The sequence below is a fragment of the Tahibacter harae genome (assembly GCF_024437735.1).
Taxonomy (GTDB): domain Bacteria; phylum Pseudomonadota; class Gammaproteobacteria; order Xanthomonadales; family Rhodanobacteraceae; genus Tahibacter; species Tahibacter harae.
Window position 1 is genome coordinate 286,124 of sequence record NZ_JANFQO010000004.1, and the last position, 18,074, is coordinate 304,197.

Sequence of the window (18,074 nt, forward strand, 5' to 3'; positions counted from 1 at the left end):
CGCTGTCGGCGCAGCCCGGCCGGGCCGATGCAGGCTTCGGCTATGCTACGGCCGCAATCACGCCTGACCCTGGGCGCATCCAGCCGATGACACACCCCGCAGGCGCTTTCGACCGGCAGACGCTCGCCCTCACCGCCTGCGTGTGGGCCGTCCATTTTTTCTTCAACGGCGCACTTTTCACCCTGTTCATAGGCTCGCACCACGGCTGGGATGTGCAATTGGCCCGCGCCATCTGCACCCTTCTTGCGGCCGGCCAGTGCTGGCTGGCGCATCTGCTGCTGCGCTGGCGCCGTCAGGTGACCTTCGGCTTTCTCATGGCCGTGCTTCTGAGCACGATTCCGCTCGCGCTCGTACAGACAGGGCTGGGCGCGCTGGTCTTCCGCGACGTGGCCGGCATAGGCGACCCGTGGCCGGGCACGAGCGAGCTGGCGCTGGACTATCTCGGCTATCAATGGGTCTTCCTGGCCTGGGCGGGCCTGTACGTGGGCTTGTCGCATGCGCTGGAAGTCCGCGCGCGCGACGCGCGCCTGGCGGAGGCCGAACGCCTGGCGCAGCAGGCACAACTGGCCGCGCTGCGCCTGCAGATCAATCCGCATTTCCTCTTCAACACGCTCAATACCGTCGCCGGCCTGGTCGCGCTCGGGCGCAAGGAGGAAACCGAGGCGACGCTGCAGAATCTGTCCCATTTCCTGCGCTATACGCTGGCGGCGACGCCCGCCGGCTTCGCCACGGTGACCGACGAGGTCGGCATGCTGCAACGCTATCTGCGCATCGAACAGGTGCGTTTTTCCGACCGCCTGCAGGTGCGCTACCAGGTGGACCCGGCCAGCGCCGGCGCCATGCTGCCGTCGTTCGCGCTGCTGCCCCTGGTCGAGAATGCGATCAAGCACGGCCTGGGCAACTCCGAGGACGGCATCGCCATCGAAATTGGCGCCTGCCGCGACGGCAACAGCCTGGTGCTGTGGGTGGAGAACGACGCGGACGCGGCGCGGGTTCCGCGCGAAGGCTTCGGCATAGGACTGGAAAACGTGCGGCATCGCCTGGCGGTCATGTTCGGCAACGAAGCGGTGCTGCGGGCGCATCCCGTGGAACGCGGCTGGCGCGCCAGCCTGAGCCTGCCCTGGATGGAACTGGCCTGATGCGCGTCCTGCTCGCCGACGACGAACCCGTGGCGCTGGACCGGCTGGAACTGGCGCTGGCCGGCATTCCCTCGGCAAGCCTCGCCGCACGCGCGCGCAACGGCCGCGAAGCCCTGCGCCTGATGCAGGAGCTGCGGCCGGACATCGCCGTGCTCGACATCCAGATGCCGGGCATGGACGGCCTGCAAGTCGCGGAAATGCTGAAGGCCGGCAGCCACGTGCCGGAGATCGTGTTCGTCACCGCCTATCAGGAGCATGCAGTGCGCGCCTTCGACCTGCATGCGGTCGACTACCTGCTCAAGCCGGTCGACTTCGACCGCTTCCGCGAAGCCCTGCGCCGCGCGCAGTCGCGCCTGCACGCGCGCGCCGCCGATGCCCGTCTTCTGGAATTGCAGGAATTGCTCGCCCGCGTGCGCGAACAGGGCGAAACCCGCCTGGATACGCCGTACGAACGCGAACTCTGGGCGAAGACCCGCGACGGCCTGCAGCGGATTCCCGTCGACGCCATCGACTACATCGCCGCCGAAGGGGACTACGTGATGATCCACGCGGGCCAGCGCAGCTACCTGCTGAAGGACACCATCGTCTCCCTGCAGGCGCGGCTGGACCCGAAGCGCTTCCTGCGCATCCACCGCTCCACCATCGTGCAGGCGAAAAGCATCCGCAGCCTGCAGCGCCGCAGCCTGCGCGGCGTGGCGCTGATCCTGCTCGACGGCACGCGGCTGGCGGTAGGCCCGAGTTTCGTGAACGAGATGACGGAAGCGGTGCATGCCAGGCGCTGGCGGGCTTCCGATGCGGATTCCTGAGGCAATGCCCGGGCCAGGGAATCAGCAGGGTCCAGCGGAATCAAGGAATCCGGCCGTGTGCCGCAGGCGCCGCGGGCCGACCGGCGGCACACGGCCGGCCGGCCGCCGGGCGTGACAAATTTCTGGCGCGCCTGAATCCGCTGTCCCGGAATCGCTGGCCGGACCACTCCGCCATGACAAACGGGCAAAAGATTCTGCAGCCGTGTCGATCCGGCCCGCTCCGGTTCGACGCAAGCGGTATCGGACCACCCGACCAGCCTCGGGCCGAGAACAGGAGCATTTACGCATGCAGCTCGAACCCACTTCCAAGCCGGAATCCGGAACCGCCGCCGAGGCCGGTTCGCAATCCCTATGGGCCGGCCTGCGCGACGCGATCCGCGGCACCAGCGCCGACTACACGAAGATCCCGCTGCGCCGCGCGGTTTTCCTGCTGGCCGTGCCCATGGTGCTGGAGCTGGTGCTGGAATCGACCTTCGCCATCGTCGATATCTATTTCGTGGCCAAGCTGGGTCCGTCGGCGGTGGCGACGGTCGGGCTTACCGAGAGCTATCTGTTCCTGCTGTATTCGATTGCCATGGGCCTGGCCATGGGCGTGACCGCGATCGTGGCGCGGCGCATAGGCGAGGACAAACGTGAAGAGGCGGCCGTCGCGGCGGTACAGGCCATCCTGGTCGCACTGCTGGTGTCGGTACTGCCGGCAGTCATCGGCATCGTCTACGCGCAGGACCTGCTGCGGCTGATGGGCGCCGATGCCTGGAGCCTGGAGCACGGCTACCGCTACACGCAATGGATGCTGGGCGGCAACGCAGTGATCATGCTGCTGTTCGTGATCAACGCGATCTTCCGCGGCGCCGGCGACGCGGCCATCGCCATGCGCGTGCTGTGGCTGGCGAACGGGCTGAACATCATTCTTTGCCCGGTGCTGATCCAGGGCCTGGGGCCGATTCCGCCGCTGGGCATAGAAGGCGCGGCGATCGCCACCAACATCGGCCGCGGCATCGGCGTGCTGTACCAGCTCTGGGTGCTGTTCCACGGCGGCAAGCACATCCGCGTGCTGGCGCGCCAGCTCGCCTGGCGCGGCGCCGTGCTCTGGCACATCGTGCGTACCTCGCTCGGCGGCATAGGCCAGATGATCATTGCGATGACGTCGTGGATCTTCCTGATGCGCATTCTGGCCAGCGTCGGCAACGAGGCCGTGGCCGGCGCCACCATCGCGATCCGCGTGATGATGTTCGTGATGATGCCGGCCTGGGGCATGTCCAACGCCGCCGCGACCCTGGTCGGCCAGAGCCTGGGCGCCAATGCGGCCGGCCGCGCCGAAGCCGCGGTCTGGCAGATAGGCCGCTACAACATGATCTATCTGCTCGCCGTGTCGCTGGCATTCTTCTTTTTCCCGCACGCGCTGGTCGGCTTTTTCACCGGCGATGCCGCAGTCGTGGCCATAGGCGCCGAATGGCTGCGCATACTGTCGTATTCGCTGTTCGTCTACGGCTGGTGGATGGTCTCGGTGCAGGCCTTCAACGGCGCCGGCGATACGGTCACACCGACCAAGATCAACGTGTTCTTCTTCTGGGCATTGCAGATCCCGCTGGCCTGGCTGCTCGCGCTGCACCTGGGCTGGCGGCACAGCGGCGTGTTCTGGGCCGCTTTCGTCTCGGAAACCGCGGTCGGCCTGTTCACCCTGTGGCTGTTCAGCCGCGGGGGCTGGAAGACGATGAAGGTGTGAGGGCGCCCACGCTGGCAAAAACACGCCGGCACCGCAGCCAGGCAAACTTTCCGCCCCCGGCCTCCATCCGACTGCAACGTTCCCGGTTTCCACCCGCAGCCCTGGAGTCCCGCGTGAAGCATCGGCCGTTTGCATTTCGCCTTGTACCGCTCTGCCTGTCCCTCGCGCTGTGCGCCTGTGCCGCGACAGGACCGTCCCGCAGCGCCGCCCCCGGCCCGGGCCCGGCCCCCGGCGACGACAGCGCCCGCATCACCGCGATGGAGCACGGCCTGCGCCCCATGGTGCTGCAGCCCGGCCAGGCGCTGCCGCAATGGACCATCGCCGAGCGCATGGCCCACTACAAGGTGCCGGGGCTGGCCATTGCGATCGTGCGCAACGGGCAAGTGACGCAGGTGCGGGGCTACGGCGTACGCGAGGCCGGCACCGGCGACAAGGTGGATGGCGACACGCTGTTTTCCTCGGGCTCGGTCAGCAAGATGGTGACGGCGGCGACGGTGCTGCGGCTGGTCGAGCAGGGAAAGCTGGCGCTGGATGTGGATGTCGACACCTATCTGCGCCGCTGGCATCTGCCGCCGGCGCCGGCGATCACGCAGGGCAGCAAGCCCACCTTGCGCATGCTGATGTCGCACACCTCGGGCCTGGGCCAGCACGGCTTCAAGGACTACGCGCCCGGCCTGCCGCTGCCGACGGCGTTGCAGACGCTCGACGGCCTGCCGCCGGCGAAGAATCCGCCGGTGCGCTTTGAATACCAGCCCGGCTCGCGCGCGCAGTATTCCGGTGGCGGAACCACGGTGACACAACTCGTGCTGGAAGACGTGAGCGGGCAGTCGTTCGCGCAGCTGGCGCAGGCGCAGGTGTTCGAGCCGCTGCAGATGAAGCGCGCGAATTTCGAGAATCCGCTGTCCCCGGCACGCGGCAATATCGCCAAGGCGCATGACGATGCGGGCGCGCCGGCGGTGGCGGCACCGGGCTGGCAGTCCATGCCGGAGCTGGCGGCGTCGGGCCTGTGGGTCAGCGCGCGCGACCTGGGCCTGTTCACCGCGGCGCTGATCCGCAGCTACCGCGGCGAAAGCCGTTTCCTGTCGCGCCGCACTGCCGAAGACATGATGACCGAGGTTGCCCGCTCCGGCCGCGGCCTGGGGCCGGGACTCGAAGGAGCCGGCCCCACGCGCATCTTCCACCACGGCGGCTCCAACGACAGCTACAAGGCCTGGATCGAAGGCAACCTGGTCAGCGGCGACGGCATCGTCATCCTCACCAACGGCAGCAATGGCGGCCATCTGGGCCGCGAGATCCGCAACGCCGCGGCGGATGCGTTCGGCTGGGCGATCAATCCACCCGTGCGCACGGTCGCGCTGGACTATTCCGATCCGCGCTATCACGACTACGCCGGCGACTATCAGCTGGACGGCGAGATCCTGCGGCGCCAGGGCATCGCCCCGCCGGACCAGCCCAGGCCGCTGCGCATCACCCTGGACGCCGCCACGCAGCGCATGCAGCTGGGCGACGACGACTTCTCGCCGCTGCTGGCGCTGTCGACCAACCGCTTCGTCGCGCCGGATTTGCCGGCCCAGGCCCTGAGCCGGCAGCTGGAATTCCATCGCAATGCCAGCGGTACCGTTCACGGCGTCACCGTCGATGTGGGCAGCGCGCGCTTCTACTACGTGAAGCAGGCACCGGCACGCTGAGCGCAGCGGCGCGGACGCGGCGGGACGTCAGCCGCGTCCGCGCAGGTTCTCGGCCAGCATGCTGCAAAACAGACGGCCCTGCTCGATCGCATCATCCAGCGCCTGGTGCGTATGCGGCGCAGCGCTGAACCAGCGCCGCGGCATGTTGCGCTTGGTCGATTCGCGATAAGGCTTGCGCAGCAGGGCCATGGCGTAGGTCTTGATGTCCAGCGCCGAATGACTGAACGGGCTGGCGCCGGTGAAGCGCAGCAGATACCAGTGCACAAAGAGAAAATCGAACGCGACCGGATAGCCCACGAACACCGGCCGGCCCGGCAGCGCGCGCAGCCAGGCGGCGAATGCGCGCATGGCCGGCTCCGGCGGCTGCGGATCGCGCCGCGCCTGCGCCCAGGCATCCGCCTGGCCCGCCCACCAGGCCATGGTCTCGGGATGGCCGGCGGCGCCGTCGAGCAGTTCGAGGTTGACGCTGTGGGTCGCGCGCAGTTCGCCGCCGGCGTCGAAAGCGGCCGCGCCCAGGCTCAGCAGGGAATGCGGACCGGGAATGGGGCCGTCGGTCTCGACGTCGATGGAGACATAGATTTCGTTCATGACGGGATGATGCCATGCAGGATGAAGGCGCCGGCGGCCGGACCGGCCGGCGGTTTTGGCGCCCGCGGCCCCTGGCCCCCGCAGCGCCGGAGCCGCCGCTACCGCACCTTGGACGAAACGCGGCCGCGCCCCACACCGCCGCGGCTTTGCCGAAACTGCGCGCAACCGGGGCAATTGAGGGAAAAACCCTGCCACGCCGTCTCTACCGGAAACGCCCGCGGCGCTGCCGCCGCCTCACCCGTACAAGGATGCCCGCCGTGACCCCTGTGTTGCGTTTCCTGCTGACCCTGCTCGCCCTCGCCGCCGCCGGCGTCAGCAGCGCCGGCACCGATTACAGTTCGCGTTATGACAATGTGCGCGTAGTTCCAAGCCCCGCGGTTTCCAGCAATGCCATCGCGCTGATCGTCCGCTGGAGCGGCTGCAGCCCCGAAGGCGACTGGACCATCAACCGCACCGGCAACGTGCTGACCGTGCGCCAGGTCGACGTCAACACGCTCTGCTGGAGCGCGCCGCCGCCGCCGCGCGATGTGAGCTATCCGCTGGGACGCCTCGCGCCGGGCGACTACACCGTACGCTTCATCGCCGATTTCACCGGCATAGGCGGCACCGCCGAAACCACCGACCTGCCGCTGCGCGTGCTCGGCGCGCCGGCCGCGGCCAGCGTGCCCATGCTGTCGCCGCCGGTGCTGCTGGCGCTGGTGTTCGGGTTGTTCGCCGCCGGCGGATACGGCCTGCGGCGCCGCGCCGCACGGGGCCGTCTGAACGGCTGAAACTTCACGCAATCGCTGAGGCCGCGGCCAGTGCTGCATCGGCCGCGGTCCGCATCGCCGGATGGCCGCTCCGGCGACGGCGGCGGCACGATCCCGCCGGCGCCGCGCGATTGTTTCGGGATTGCCGAAGCAATCGCGCGGCCTAGAATCCGGCGCATGGACTCCGTCGCTGCGCTGACTGCGGAAATCGCCCGCCTCTATCCGGCGCTGTACCTGCGCCTGCATGCGCGCTGGGGCAAGGACGAGAAGCGCCCTTCGCCCGAAGCCCTGGCCGTGCTGCGGCATCTGCAGCGCAGCGGCCCGCTGAGCATGAGCGAAGCGGCGCGGCATTTCGACCGCGCACCCTCGGCGGTCAGCGAACTGATGGACCGCATCGAAGCCAATGGCTGGATCGCGCGCAGCGTCGACGGCCGCGACCGCCGCCGCATCCTTATCTGGCTCACCGATGCCGGCCTGGCCCTGCTCGCCCGCGCCAGCGAAGTGCTGTCGCGCGAAGCGCTGGCCCGCGCGCTGGCGCAGCTGGATGCGACCCAGCGCGAACAGCTGCTGCTGGGCCTGCGCGCGCTGCTGCAAGCCAGCGAAACCCTTTCCCCCGGAGCGGAGACACCTGAATGAACCACGCCCACACCTGCCAGAGCTGCGGCATGCCCATCGAGAGCGGCGCCTACTGCCATTACTGCACGGATGCCAGCGGCCAGCTGCAACCGTTCGAGGAACGCTTCGAACGCATGGTGCAATGGGTGCTCGGCCGCGAACCGGAAACGCCGCGCGCCATCGCCGAGCAGCGTACGCGCGAATACATGCGCAGCATGCCGGCCTGGCGCGATCACCCGTTGCTGGCGGGATGAAAGCCGGGATTCGGGATGAGGCGGTTGAGAGTCGGGGGTGAGGGAACTCGGCTGCCGATCGGGTCGATGTGCGGGCCGTCCGCAGTCCCGGTTGGCGAGCCGTACCGCCAACTTCAGGGCCTGCGGCCGGCATGCGAACGGTGACCGATATTCCGCCGCCGCCCGCCGCGACTCCCGGCCCCAGCAAACTGCGCCTGCGCCCGCTTTGCCAATCCCGAATCCATCCGGAATCCCGTCACTAAAGATCCTGACAGCGTCGGATTCCGCCGCCTGCTGAACTACGCCTGCCCGGATTGCGGGCGATAGTTGGGAGCGTGTCATGGCAGCCGATACCTGCGCCGCCTGTGATTACCCGCTGGACGATACGCGCATCAGCGTCAAGCTCGGCGGCAAGACCGTGGAAGTGTGCTGTGAGGAATGCGCGCAGAAACTGCGTGAAGCGCAGTCCGCCGCCAAGGCGTGAGCGCGCATGACGCAGCGGCCGGAACGCCGCGCGCCGCGCATCGCCCATGAAGGGAAACACGACTCCCGCAGCGGACCGCCGCTGCGGGAGTGCGTGTTTTCCGCGTGACGGGTTTTCCCCGAAAGACACGCCCGAACGCCGATCCCGAATCGCGAATCCCGGCTCATCCTCCCGCCACCGCACCGCGGAACGCCGACGGCGAACGTCCGTACGCCTGGCGGAATGCCGCGGTGAAATGGCTGTGGCTGGAGAAGCCCAGCTCCTGCGCCAGGGCGGACAGATCCTCGGTCTGCGCCAGCCGGTCCAGCCCCTGGGCCAGGCGCAGGCGCAACTGGTAGCGGTACAGCGGCAGACCTTCGACCTGCTGGAAAGCCTGGGTCAGGTAGACCGCAGAACCGCCGATCCCGGCGGCGATATCGGCCAGCGTCCAGCGCCGCGACAGATCGCTGGCGAGCAGCACCTTGACCCGGTCGACCAGGCGCCGCTTGGCCGCGGTCGCGCCGGATTCGCGCGTGGTGCGCGGCCCCAGCGCGCGGCAGGCCAGGGTCAGCAGCAGGCCCTCGGCTTCCAGCGCCTCCACACTGCCCTGCACCAGGCCGTGCCGCAGCAGCGCGACCAGGGCCTGGGCGCGCGCGTCGATGCGCAGATGCTGCAGCCGCAGGCCGGGCCTTCCGCCACGGGCGAGCAGATCCTTGGGCGCGATTTCCTGCAGCAGCGCCTCGGACAGCACCAGCACCAGGCTGGAATCGCCGCCGGCCAGCGGATGGCTGACCTGGAAACCTTCGCCGGCATTGAAGAACAGCACGTGGTTGGCGTCCGCTACCGACTGTTCGCTGCCGACATGGCGCACATAGACGCCGCGATACGGAAACACCAGATGCGTCGCCGCCGAACACTCCTCCGCGCTGCGGTGACGGCACTCGCCGCGGCAGGCCACGTCCCGCACGCTGAGCGTGCCGGTGTCGAGCAGGCGGGCGACGGTGAACTGGGACATGGGCGGATGCTAGCGCTACCGGCCGCCTACCCCAACTTCGCCGCCAACCCGCCCGCCCGCTGTATCGGCCGTGCCAGCGCCGCCGCAACCACCTCGGGCAAGCCCCAGATCTCCACGACGCGCTTGGCGCGCGAAACGCCGGTGTAGAGCAGCTGCCGCGACAGGATGCGATGCTGCGGATCCGGCGGCAGTACGACCGCGGCGTGTTCGTATTCCGAACCCTGGCTCTTGTGCACGGTGATCGCAAACGCGCCTTCGTGCGCCGGCAGGCTGTCGGGGGCAAGCGCGCGCGCGCTGGGTTCGCCGTCGGCGCCGCTGGCTTCAAACCAGACGCGCAGACGGCCTTCGGCGTCGGCCAGGCACAGGCCGATATCGCCGTTGAACAGGCGCGCGGCGTAATCGTTGCGCGTAATCATCACGGCGCGGCCGGGATACCACAGGGTTTCCGCCGGCACCTGCCAGTGCTGCTTGAGTTCGGCCTCGATCAGCGCATTGAGCGCCAGCGCGCCGAAGCTTTCCTCGCGCAGCGCGCAGAGCAGTTGGCGCCGGCCCAGGCGCTGCAGCGCCTGCAGGGCCAGCTGCGCTTCGCCGGGCACGGCGGGTTCGGCCGGCCATAGCGAACCCTGGCGCGGACTGTCGGCAGCGGCCTGGCCCAGAACCGGCCGCAGGCCGGCTTCGGCCAGCTCCGCCGCCCATTGCCGCACCGCCGTGCGCAGCGCGGCGGTGTCGGGCAGGTTGCGCAGGCTGGCTTGCGCACCAGCCTTCACGATCGCATGCATCAAGGCATCCATGTCGCCGGCGCGCACGGCCTGGTTCAGCGGCATCAGCGCGCGTTCGGCGCGGAAGCTGTGTTCCAGCCGCACCAGCTCCGGCGCGCCTTCGCGTTCCAGCGCGGCGACCAGGTCCATCAGCACCGAACCCGCCGCGACCGAGGTGAGCTGATCGGCGTCGCCGACCAGGATCAGGCTGGCATCGTCGCGCACCGCGTCGAGCAGGCTGCGCAGCATGGCCAGGTCCACCATCGAGGCTTCATCGACCACGACGATATCCGCCGCGATGGGCCGGCGCCGCCCGCGCGTGAACAGGTTGCGCTGCGGGTCGTAGCCGAGCAGGCGGTGCAGGGTCAGCGCCTCATGCTCGGGCAGGCGCGCGAGCAGCGGCTGCCAGTCCTGCGGCAGCGCGCGGTTGCCGGCGAGCAGCTGTTTCTTGCCCGCGCGCAGCGACTGCAGCAGGCGCTGCGCCGCCTTGCCGGTCGGTGCGGCGACCTGGATCACCGGCGCCGTGCCCGCCCGGCGTTGCAGCATCAGCAGCATGCGCAGCACGGTCGTGGTCTTGCCGGTGCCGGGCCCGCCGGTGAGCACGAACAGGCGGCGCCCGGCGGAGGCGGCCACCGCGGCGCGCTGGCGTTCGCTCGCGGCGCTTTCGTCGCCGCCGAACAGCACGCGCACATCGCCGGCGACCGCCGCCGCATCCGGTGCCGTCGCCGCCGCGCGGCGCGCGCGGATGCGCGCCGCGATGGCGCTTTCGTGGGCGTGATTGCGCCACAGCGCAAAGCGGCCATCGGCATCGAGCACGAACGGCGTCATGCGGCTGCCGTCGCCGACCAGGGGCTGGGCGCGCAACTCGTCCAGCTGGGCCGCGCTCAGCAGCGCCATGCCGTGGCGACCCGCGTCGGCGCCGGCCAGCGGCAGCGCCGCGTCGCCCAGGCCGTCGGCATAGCTGGCCCAGCCGGCCACGCGCGCAAGCAGCGCGCTGCCGCCATGTACCGTCACCCAATGCGCCAGGGCGCGGTCCAGCGCGCGCCAGTGCTCCGGCGCGTCCGCATCGGCTTCGCGCAGCAGGCGGTAACGGCTCATGCGGCGGCTCCGTGGTAGCGCGGCAGGCGGCAGCAGACTCTGCGCCAGCTCCTTGACCTGACAGCCGGCGGCCCGCGCTTCATGCGGCAGCTCCGCGACGCGGCGCGCCCAGGGCGTGGTCCACCGCATCCAGCAAAGCGCCGTCGAAACGGTGGCGCCAGATGCCTGAAGCCGCGTCCAGCCCGCTGGCGCGCACGAAAAGATAGATCGCCTCGCCCAGATGCTGCGCGCGCCGGTAACCCGGCAGGCGCTGGCGCAGATAGCGCTCGACCGCGACGGTGTAGAGCAGGGCCTGGAAGCCGTAGTGATGTTCCTGCATGGCCGCCTCCAGGCGCTGCGGCGCGTAGTCGTGCAGCGCGTCGCCCAGATAGTTGGTCTTGTAGTCGAGCACATGGAAGCGGCCGTCGTGCTCGAACACCAGGTCGATCTTGCCGCTCATCAGTCCCTGCAGGGCCGTTGGCGGCAGATGCTCCGGCAGCAGTGCGCCGGCGCCGTGGCGCTGGCAGGCCTCGCGCAGCGCGCGCGGCGAGACATTGTCCAGCACGAACTGGAAACCCATTTCCGCGCGCAGCTGCGCCGGCGCGAGACTGGCCAGACTGGCGCCGCCGACCAGCGGCAGATCGATGCAACGCTGCACCAGCGCGGCGATCGCAGCCGCGCCGCCCTCGCCCGCCGGCTTGGCCGCCTGCTCGCGCAGACTGCGCTCGACCAGTTCGAGCTGATCGGCCAGCGGCTGGCCCGGCCGGCGCCGCTCGAACACGGCATGCACGGCATTGCCGAACTCCGGACCGCGCAAATGAGAAAGTTCCAGAATGCGCGGATCCGGCGGCGGCGCCGGCACCGCGGCGAACAGCGGCGGCTGCGGCAGGGCCTCGGCGCTGCCGCCTTCGTCCTCGGCCGCGCTCTCTTCCTGCGCGCCGCGGCCGCGCCCGGCGACCAGGGCGGTGAAGCTGTAGGTCTGCTCCAGCGCCGGCCGCGGCGGTTCCTGGCGCGCGTGCAGCGGCTGCGCCGGGGCTTCGGCCGCCTGATAGCGCGCCTCGGGCCAGTCCCAGCCGTCCTCGCGCCAGGCGAGGTGGGGATGCTGCAGCGGCCGGCCCGCCAGCGCCTGCTGGAGGCGCGCGACGGTTGCATCCAGCGCCGAACGTTCCGGATCCGCCGGCGCCGGCGCATTCGCTCTTGCGTCGCGCGGACGCTGTGGCGACAGCGCATAGACATGGCAGGCATGCCGCGCGCGGGTCAGCGCGACGTAGAGCACACGGAAGCGTTCCTCCTGGTCTTCCTCGCGCACCTGCTGCTGCGCGCGCGCCTGGCCTGCGCCGGCGAGTTCGGCCAGGCGCAGGCCGCTGGCGGCGTCCCAGGTCAGCGGCAAGGCCGGGATCTTGCCGCTGTGATCCCACATCAGCGGCAGGAATACCACGGGGAATTCCAGGCCCTTGCTGGCATGCAAGGTGAGCAGGCGCACGCGGCGCGCGTCAGATTCCAGCCGCAGCTGGTGTTCGTTGGCCGCCTCGTCGCCTTCGGTCGGCGCGTCGCGCTGCTGGGCGAACCAGGCCAGCAATTGCTCGGCGCCGGCACTGACCTCGCTCTGTGCCTGCAACAGTTCGCCCAGATGGCGCAGGTCGGTCAGTGCGCGCTCGCGTTCGCTGGCCAGCGCCAGGCCGCGGGCCAGGTCGTCCGACAATTCCAGCACCACGCTGAGCACGCCGTGGCGCTGCCATTCGCGGCGCAGGCCGCTGAAGCGCTGGCGCAGCTGCTGCCATTCGTCGGTGTCCTCGCGCAGGCGGCACAGGTCGGCATAGCCGCACCGGCCGAAGCCGGTGGCCAGCGCCGCACGCAGCGCGCTGTCGTCGCTGTTGTGCTCCACCGCGTACAGCATCAGCTGCAGCTCGCGCGCCAGCACCGTCTCGAACACGCTGCGCTTGCCGGCGCCGACGCAGGGCACGCCGCGCCGCAGCAGCAGCTCGCGCAGCTGCTCCACCTGCTGGTTCTTGGGCAGCAGTACGGCGATATCGCCCGGCGCCAGCGGCGCGTCGCCCAAGCGATAGCCGGACTGCAGCAGCCCGGCGATCTGGCGCGCGCAGGCTTCCAGCGCGTGGCGGCGGCGCTCCTCCTGTCCGCTCGGCGCTTCGGCCTGGTAGTGCAGCACCAGCGCGGCGGAAACGGCGCTGCCGTCGGGCGCGGCATAGACGTCCTCGCGGCCGGCCGCGGTCACCGGCGCGTAGCGGATGGGATGCTGCGGATCCTGGCTCAGCGCCGGCCCGGCCAGTTCGTACAGCGCATTCAGCGCAGTGACATAAGCGTGCGAGGAGCGCCGGTTGACCGCCAGCTCCAGCACTTCGTCCGCCGTCTGCGCGGCCTTGAGATAAGTGTGGATATCGCCGCCGCGGAAGCGGTAGATGGCCTGCTTGGGATCGCCGATCATGATGAGGCGGCCGCGCGGCGTGCGCTGCGCGTCGCGGTAGATCGCATCGAGGATGGCGTACTGCTGCGCGTCGGTATCCTGGAATTCGTCGACCAGGGCCACCGGCCATTGCTCGCGCAGGCGCGCGGCCAGCGGCGAGGCCGGATCGCGCAGCGCCAGCGCGGCGCCTTCGATCAGCATGTTGAAGGTCAGGCGCGCCTCGCGCAGGAGCTGGTCGTGGCGGCGCTGCAGCAGCTGACGGCGATAGCGTTCCAGCGCCGCGGCCTTGCTCGCATCGCGCGCCTCGTCCAGGCGGCGCAGGGCGGCGAAGATGCGTTCCAGGCGCGCAAGCAGCAGCGCATCGCCCAGCGCATCCTTCTTGAATTGCTTGTCGAGCTGGCCTTCGTGCTCGCGCACGCCGGCAGCGTCGAATGCGGCCAGTGCATCGGCCTCGTCGGCCGCGGCCAGTTCGCGCAGCGCCTGCAGCAGTTTGGAATTCCGGGCGCCGGAGAGCTTGAAGCGCTCCGGCACGGCAATGACGGCGTGCGCATCCTGCAGCAGCGCGGCCCGCTCCTGCGCCGTCAGCGGCGCCGCCGGATCGGCGCTGCGCACCGCCACGCCCGGGGCCAGCACCGCCTGCAGCGCGCGGCGCAGATTGGCGCGGCCTTCGCGTACCCAGAGCAGGTCGCCCTGATCCAGCGGCGCTTCGCGCTGCATCAGGTCGCGCCAGAGATCGTCCACCAGCAGCTCCAGCACGCCGCTTTCGGCGATCAGCTCGCCCGCGGCGAAGGCGCTGCCGCTTTCCACCGGAAAATCCGCCAGGATGCGCCGGCACAGGCTGTGCAGCGTGCCTACCGGCGCCAGGTCCAGCTCGGCCTGGGCCAGGCGCAGGCGCAGCAGATCCGTCTGTGCCTGCGCCGGGGAATCCTGCCAGCGCCGGCGCAGCCATTGCGCATCGTCGCCGTCCTGCACCGGCATTCCACGCAGAAATGCCTCGGTCTGGCCCTGGGCCCAGGCCAGGCGTGCCCGCAGGCGCTCGCGCAGCTCCTGCGCGGCGGCGTCGGTGAAGGTGCTCACCACGATCTGGCGCGGCAGGTAAGGCGCTTCGCCTTCCAGCAGCAGGCGCAGGTACAGCACGGCGATGGTCCAGGTCTTGCCCGTGCCGGCGCTGGCCTCGATCAGGCTGCGGCCGCCGGGGCCCAGTTCCAGGTCGCGCCAGCTGCGCGGGCGGCGCGGCTCAGTCATGGCCGGGCTCCACGCCGAAATGGATCAGGCTGTACAGCTCGCGCGCGACCTGCAGCAGTTCCGCGTACGCCGGCGTGCCCAGGGCCAGTTCGCTGCCGGCCGAGAGCAGGCGCGCGTAGCCGGGCATCTGGTCGCGTTCGCCGCTCTGGAAACTGCCGCCCAGCCAGCTTTGCAGGATCTTGGCCTCGCTCGCATCGGCTGCGGCGGCGACCCAGCTGGTGCGCGGGAAATACCACAGCGGCCGCTGCTGCGCGCGCAGGTAGACGCGCAGCAGGCCGCCGATGCGCCGCTGCAGATCCTGCCGCAGCGCCGCGCGCCGGGCGTGATCGCCGTTGCGATGGGCGAGCAGCGCAGCCAGGTTCCACGCATCCAGGCTGTCCTGCCAGGGCCGCCGCTCGCCGCTGCCGGGCAGCAGCACGCGCAGCGGCCGCGGATCGTCCCAGCCGGCTGCCTGCAGCAGCGCCCATTGCAGGAACAGGCCGCAGCGCAGGCCGAAATCGAGTTCGGCCTCCTTGCGCTGGGGCAGGTCGAAGATCCAGTCCACCGCGCCGCTGCGGTAGGCGTGGACAAGCTCGCCTTGTATACGCAGGCCATCGAATTCGAGCGCGATCATCTGCGCCAGGCGCTGCGGCGCGCCGGCGTCGAACAGTTCGCTTTCCGCAGCCTCGCTCAGTAGCGCGCCGACCTGTTCGCGCTGGCTTTGCCAGGCCAGCTCGCCGGCGCGCACCGGCGGCCACAGGCCGCCGTGGCGCAGCCAGTCCGGCGGCTGCGCCGGCAATACCAGGCTGCCGCCGGCAGCGGTGTCGAAGAACAGGCGCTGGGCCACGCGGTCCATCCGCGCGAACTGCGGATCCAGCGGCTCGCTGTCGGCCAGGCGGCCGGATTCCAGCCCGTCCAGGCGCAGGCCGAGCTGGCGCAGCACCTGTTCGGCGGGACGGCGGAAATAGCTCAGCACATTGGCCAGCAGCACGGTCTGCGGTCCGCTGTCCGCAGCCGGCGCGGCAAGGTCGAGGAACGGCGCCGGCGCGGCGCCGTCCTCGCGCAGCAGCGCGATCAGGTCAGCACGGTAGGACCACAGACGCGGATCGCTGCCGTCGAAGTAGCGCCGGTCGAACGGCTGCAGCGGATGGTGCAGCAGCCACGGCCGCGGCGCGTCGTGCGGCGCATCGGCGCCCAGGCCGTGGGCCTGGTCCAGCAGCGCCAGCAGCTCGGCCAGCGGCGCGGCGGGATTGCGCGGCTTGCCGTCGCGCACGCCTTCGCCGATGTAGCTCAGGTGCAGCGCATCGCGCGCGGCCATCACGGTTTCCAGGAACAGGTAGCGGTCGTCGTTGCGCACATCGCGGTCGCCGAGGCGGCGCTGGCTGGCCATCAGGTCCAGGCCGGCATCGGAACTGGCGCGCGGAAACTCGCCGTCGTTGAGGCCCAGCACCGCGACCACGCGGAACGGGATCGCGCGCTGCGGCACCATGCCGCAGACAGTGATGCCGCCGGCGAGGAAGCGCTGCCGTTCCGACAGCGCGAGCAGGCGTTCGCGCAGCACTTCGCGCACCACACTGAAATCTACGTCCGGATCGACCTGCGCGTCCTCGGCCTCGCCGGCGAGACCCCGTGCGAGCTTGCGCAGATCGCCCAGCGCGGCCGCCGCGGCGGCATCGTCGTAGTCGATGCGGAACAGCGCATCGATCAGCGCCTCGCAGCGCCGCGCCCAGGCGCCCAGGCTGCGCACCTGGCCCGCATCGCGGCACAGCTGCGCCAACTGCTGCAGCAGGCGGTCCAGCGCGCCGAGCACCTCGGCCTGCACGCCCTGCACGCCTTCCACCGGCACCAGCACGGTGCCGTCGGGCAGGGTCAGCGCCTGCGCCTCGCCCTCGCCTTCCTGGCCCAGCACATAGCCGGCGAGCAGACGGTCCATGCCCCAGGCGAAGCTGTGTTCGGCGATGGGCGGCACGCCCAGGCGGGCACGGAAATCCGCATCCAGCGCCCAGGCCACGCGGCTGCGTTCGATCCAGTTGCCGAGCAGGCGCACGCCGGCCGCATCCAGGCCCAGGGCGAGGGCGATCTGCGGCACGGCGAGCAGGTCCAGCACCTGGGCCGCGCTGAGCCGGGTCTGCGGCAGATCGAGCAGGCTGGCGAAGGCCAGCAGCAGCGGATGGCCGTGCACCACCGGCACATCGGCCAGGTGATACGGCAGCGGGCCCTGGTTGCGGCCGGGCTCGCCGAACACGGCCGGCAGCAGCGGCACGTAGGCCTGGATGTCCGGCGCCATGACGACGATGTCGGAAGGCTTCAGGTCCGGCCTTTCCTCGCGCTCGCGCAGCAGCGCATCGCGCAGCACTTCCAGCTCGCGCAGGCGGGTATGGCAGGCATGTACGCGCAGGCTGCGGTCGGCGAGTTCGCCGGCGGCAACGTCGCGCAGCGGCCGGACCAGGCCGGGGTCGAGCTGGCGGATGCTTTCCTGCAGACGCTGCAGGCGCGGCGCGGCGCTCAGGTCGGCGCCGGCCTCGTCCTCGCTGTGGCGTATGTCGACGGCAATATCGTCCGCACCGGCCAGGGCCAGCACGAAATGCTGGCCCAGCCGGCCCCAGCTCGCCAGCAGCGGATGGTGTATGCCGAGGAATTGCTGCTCCGAGGCGCTGGAAAACGCATCCAGCGCAGCCAGCTCGCGCAGGCGCTGGCGCTCGGGCACCAGGCCGGCCCAGTACTCGCGGCAGGGATCCGGCACGTACAGCACCACCAGCCGGCGCCGCGCAACGCCGCGCAGCACGGCGAACTCGGTCGGCGCCAGATGGCTGATGCCGAAGACGTGCAAAGGCTCCTGTGGCGAAGCATCGTCTTCCACTTTGTCCAATTGCTGCATCAGCGCAGTGAGGCGTTCGCCGCGATGCGGCAGGCCTATGTCGCCGCGCAGGCGCCGCCACAGCGGGGCGAGAAAGGTGGGCGCGGGGAATTGGTCGCGGCCGGCGCCCCAGGCCTGCAGCCAGTCCGGCCGGTAGACCAGGTAGCGGGTGTAGATCGAGGCCACGCGGTCGGCCAGCTGGAAGCGCCGCCGCGGCGCGTCCACACCGCGCAGGTACTGGCGCACCTGGGCATCGTCCACCTGCGGCAGCAGTTCGTGGATGCGCCAGCGCAGCGCCTCGCGCCGGTACGGCCGCAGCGCGACGAAGGATTCGCCGAGCAGCCGCAGGGCCAGCTCGTCCAGCCATGTACTGGGCAGGGAAATCTCGATATTTGCCGCGATGCCGCCGGCGCCGCGCCGGCGCGCCAGCGCGCGCGACAGCCACTGGCGTATGCCCGGATGCGCCGCGATCACGCTGGCCGGCTGCAGCGGATGCGCCGGCGGCGCCGCGTCCATCAGGCTGAGCAGCGGCGGCAGGAGGGCCTCCAGCCGGCTGGCCCGGTAAACGATGATTCCCTGCTGCATGTGCCGCGCGTTCGCTCCGCCTGACGATCAGCCAGCCTAGCGCATGCGCCTGCCCACGCCCAGCGCGCGGCGCACCTGTGCCCGGCAGGAAAATTTACCGATCGCACGGCCCGCAGGCGTTCCACCGGG

The 18,074-nt window shown here is 70.5% G+C and carries 13 protein-coding genes; 8 read left to right on the forward strand and 5 right to left on the reverse strand.

The annotated features are described in order from the left end of the window. Positions 1-86 precede the first annotated feature (86 nt). The 4 genes from NM961_RS06265 (at position 87) to NM961_RS06280 (ending at position 5,359) form a co-directional block, all read left to right on the forward strand. Complete coding sequence (locus NM961_RS06265) at positions 87-1,139, forward strand: sensor histidine kinase (RefSeq protein WP_255913057.1); 1,053 nt, start codon at positions 87-89, stop codon at positions 1,137-1,139. Next, complete coding sequence (locus tag NM961_RS06270; protein ID WP_255913058.1) at positions 1,139-1,945, forward strand: LytR/AlgR family response regulator transcription factor; 807 nt, start codon at positions 1,139-1,141, stop codon at positions 1,943-1,945. Before NM961_RS06265 ends, NM961_RS06270 begins: the two co-directional genes overlap by 1 nt. 286 nt (positions 1,946-2,231) lie before the next feature. After that, positions 2,232-3,671, forward strand: coding sequence for an MATE family efflux transporter (locus tag NM961_RS06275; RefSeq protein WP_255913059.1), 1,440 nt, complete (start codon positions 2,232-2,234; stop codon positions 3,669-3,671). Positions 3,672-3,928: 257 nt separating this feature from the next. Continuing rightward, entirely contained in the window at positions 3,929-5,359 is a 1,431-nt protein-coding gene (locus NM961_RS06280) for a serine hydrolase domain-containing protein (protein ID WP_255913060.1), read from the forward strand. Between the two features lie 27 nt (positions 5,360-5,386). Here NM961_RS06280 and NM961_RS06285 read toward each other — a convergent pair whose 3' ends face one another. Beyond that, positions 5,387-5,947 (reverse strand): 3'-5' exoribonuclease domain-containing protein, encoded by a 561-nt coding sequence (locus NM961_RS06285; RefSeq protein WP_255913061.1) that lies wholly within the window; start codon positions 5,945-5,947, stop codon positions 5,387-5,389. A gap of 257 nt (positions 5,948-6,204) precedes the next feature. Between NM961_RS06285 and NM961_RS06290 the strand changes: the two genes are divergently transcribed. The 4 genes from NM961_RS06290 (at position 6,205) to NM961_RS06305 (ending at position 8,028) form a co-directional block, all read left to right on the forward strand. After that, positions 6,205-6,717: a hypothetical protein gene (locus NM961_RS06290; protein WP_255913062.1), complete on the forward strand. Its 513-nt coding sequence runs from the start codon at positions 6,205-6,207 to the stop codon at positions 6,715-6,717. Between the two features lie 156 nt (positions 6,718-6,873). After that, entirely contained in the window at positions 6,874-7,332 is a 459-nt protein-coding gene (locus tag NM961_RS06295; RefSeq protein WP_255913063.1) for a MarR family winged helix-turn-helix transcriptional regulator, read from the forward strand. Beyond that, on the forward strand, positions 7,329-7,565 hold the full coding sequence (locus tag NM961_RS06300) for a zinc ribbon domain-containing protein (RefSeq protein ID WP_255913064.1): 237 nt from the start codon (positions 7,329-7,331) through the stop codon (positions 7,563-7,565). Before NM961_RS06295 ends, NM961_RS06300 begins: the two co-directional genes overlap by 4 nt. A gap of 319 nt (positions 7,566-7,884) precedes the next feature. Continuing rightward, positions 7,885-8,028 carry a hypothetical protein gene (locus NM961_RS06305; RefSeq protein WP_255913065.1) on the forward strand — a complete coding sequence of 48 codons (144 nt, stop codon included), beginning with the start codon at positions 7,885-7,887 and terminating at the stop codon, positions 8,026-8,028. A gap of 163 nt (positions 8,029-8,191) precedes the next feature. On the opposite strand, the gene NM961_RS06310 is transcribed toward NM961_RS06305, so the two are convergent. The 4 genes from NM961_RS06310 to recC form a co-directional block, all read right to left on the reverse strand. Continuing rightward, complete coding sequence (locus tag NM961_RS06310) at positions 8,192-9,022, reverse strand: helix-turn-helix transcriptional regulator (RefSeq protein ID WP_255913066.1); 831 nt, start codon at positions 9,020-9,022, stop codon at positions 8,192-8,194. Positions 9,023-9,048: 26 nt separating this feature from the next. Next, a complete protein-coding gene (gene recD, locus NM961_RS06315) occupies positions 9,049-10,878 on the reverse strand; it encodes an exodeoxyribonuclease V subunit alpha (RefSeq protein ID WP_255913067.1) in 1,830 nt (609 codons plus the stop codon). Between the two features lie 79 nt (positions 10,879-10,957). Next, complete coding sequence (locus tag NM961_RS06320) at positions 10,958-14,524, reverse strand: UvrD-helicase domain-containing protein (RefSeq protein ID WP_255913068.1); 3,567 nt, start codon at positions 14,522-14,524, stop codon at positions 10,958-10,960. Next, complete coding sequence (gene recC / locus NM961_RS06325) at positions 14,517-17,945, reverse strand: exodeoxyribonuclease V subunit gamma (RefSeq protein WP_255913069.1); 3,429 nt, start codon at positions 17,943-17,945, stop codon at positions 14,517-14,519. Before recC ends, NM961_RS06320 begins: the two co-directional genes overlap by 8 nt. Positions 17,946-18,074: the final 129 nt, after the last annotated feature.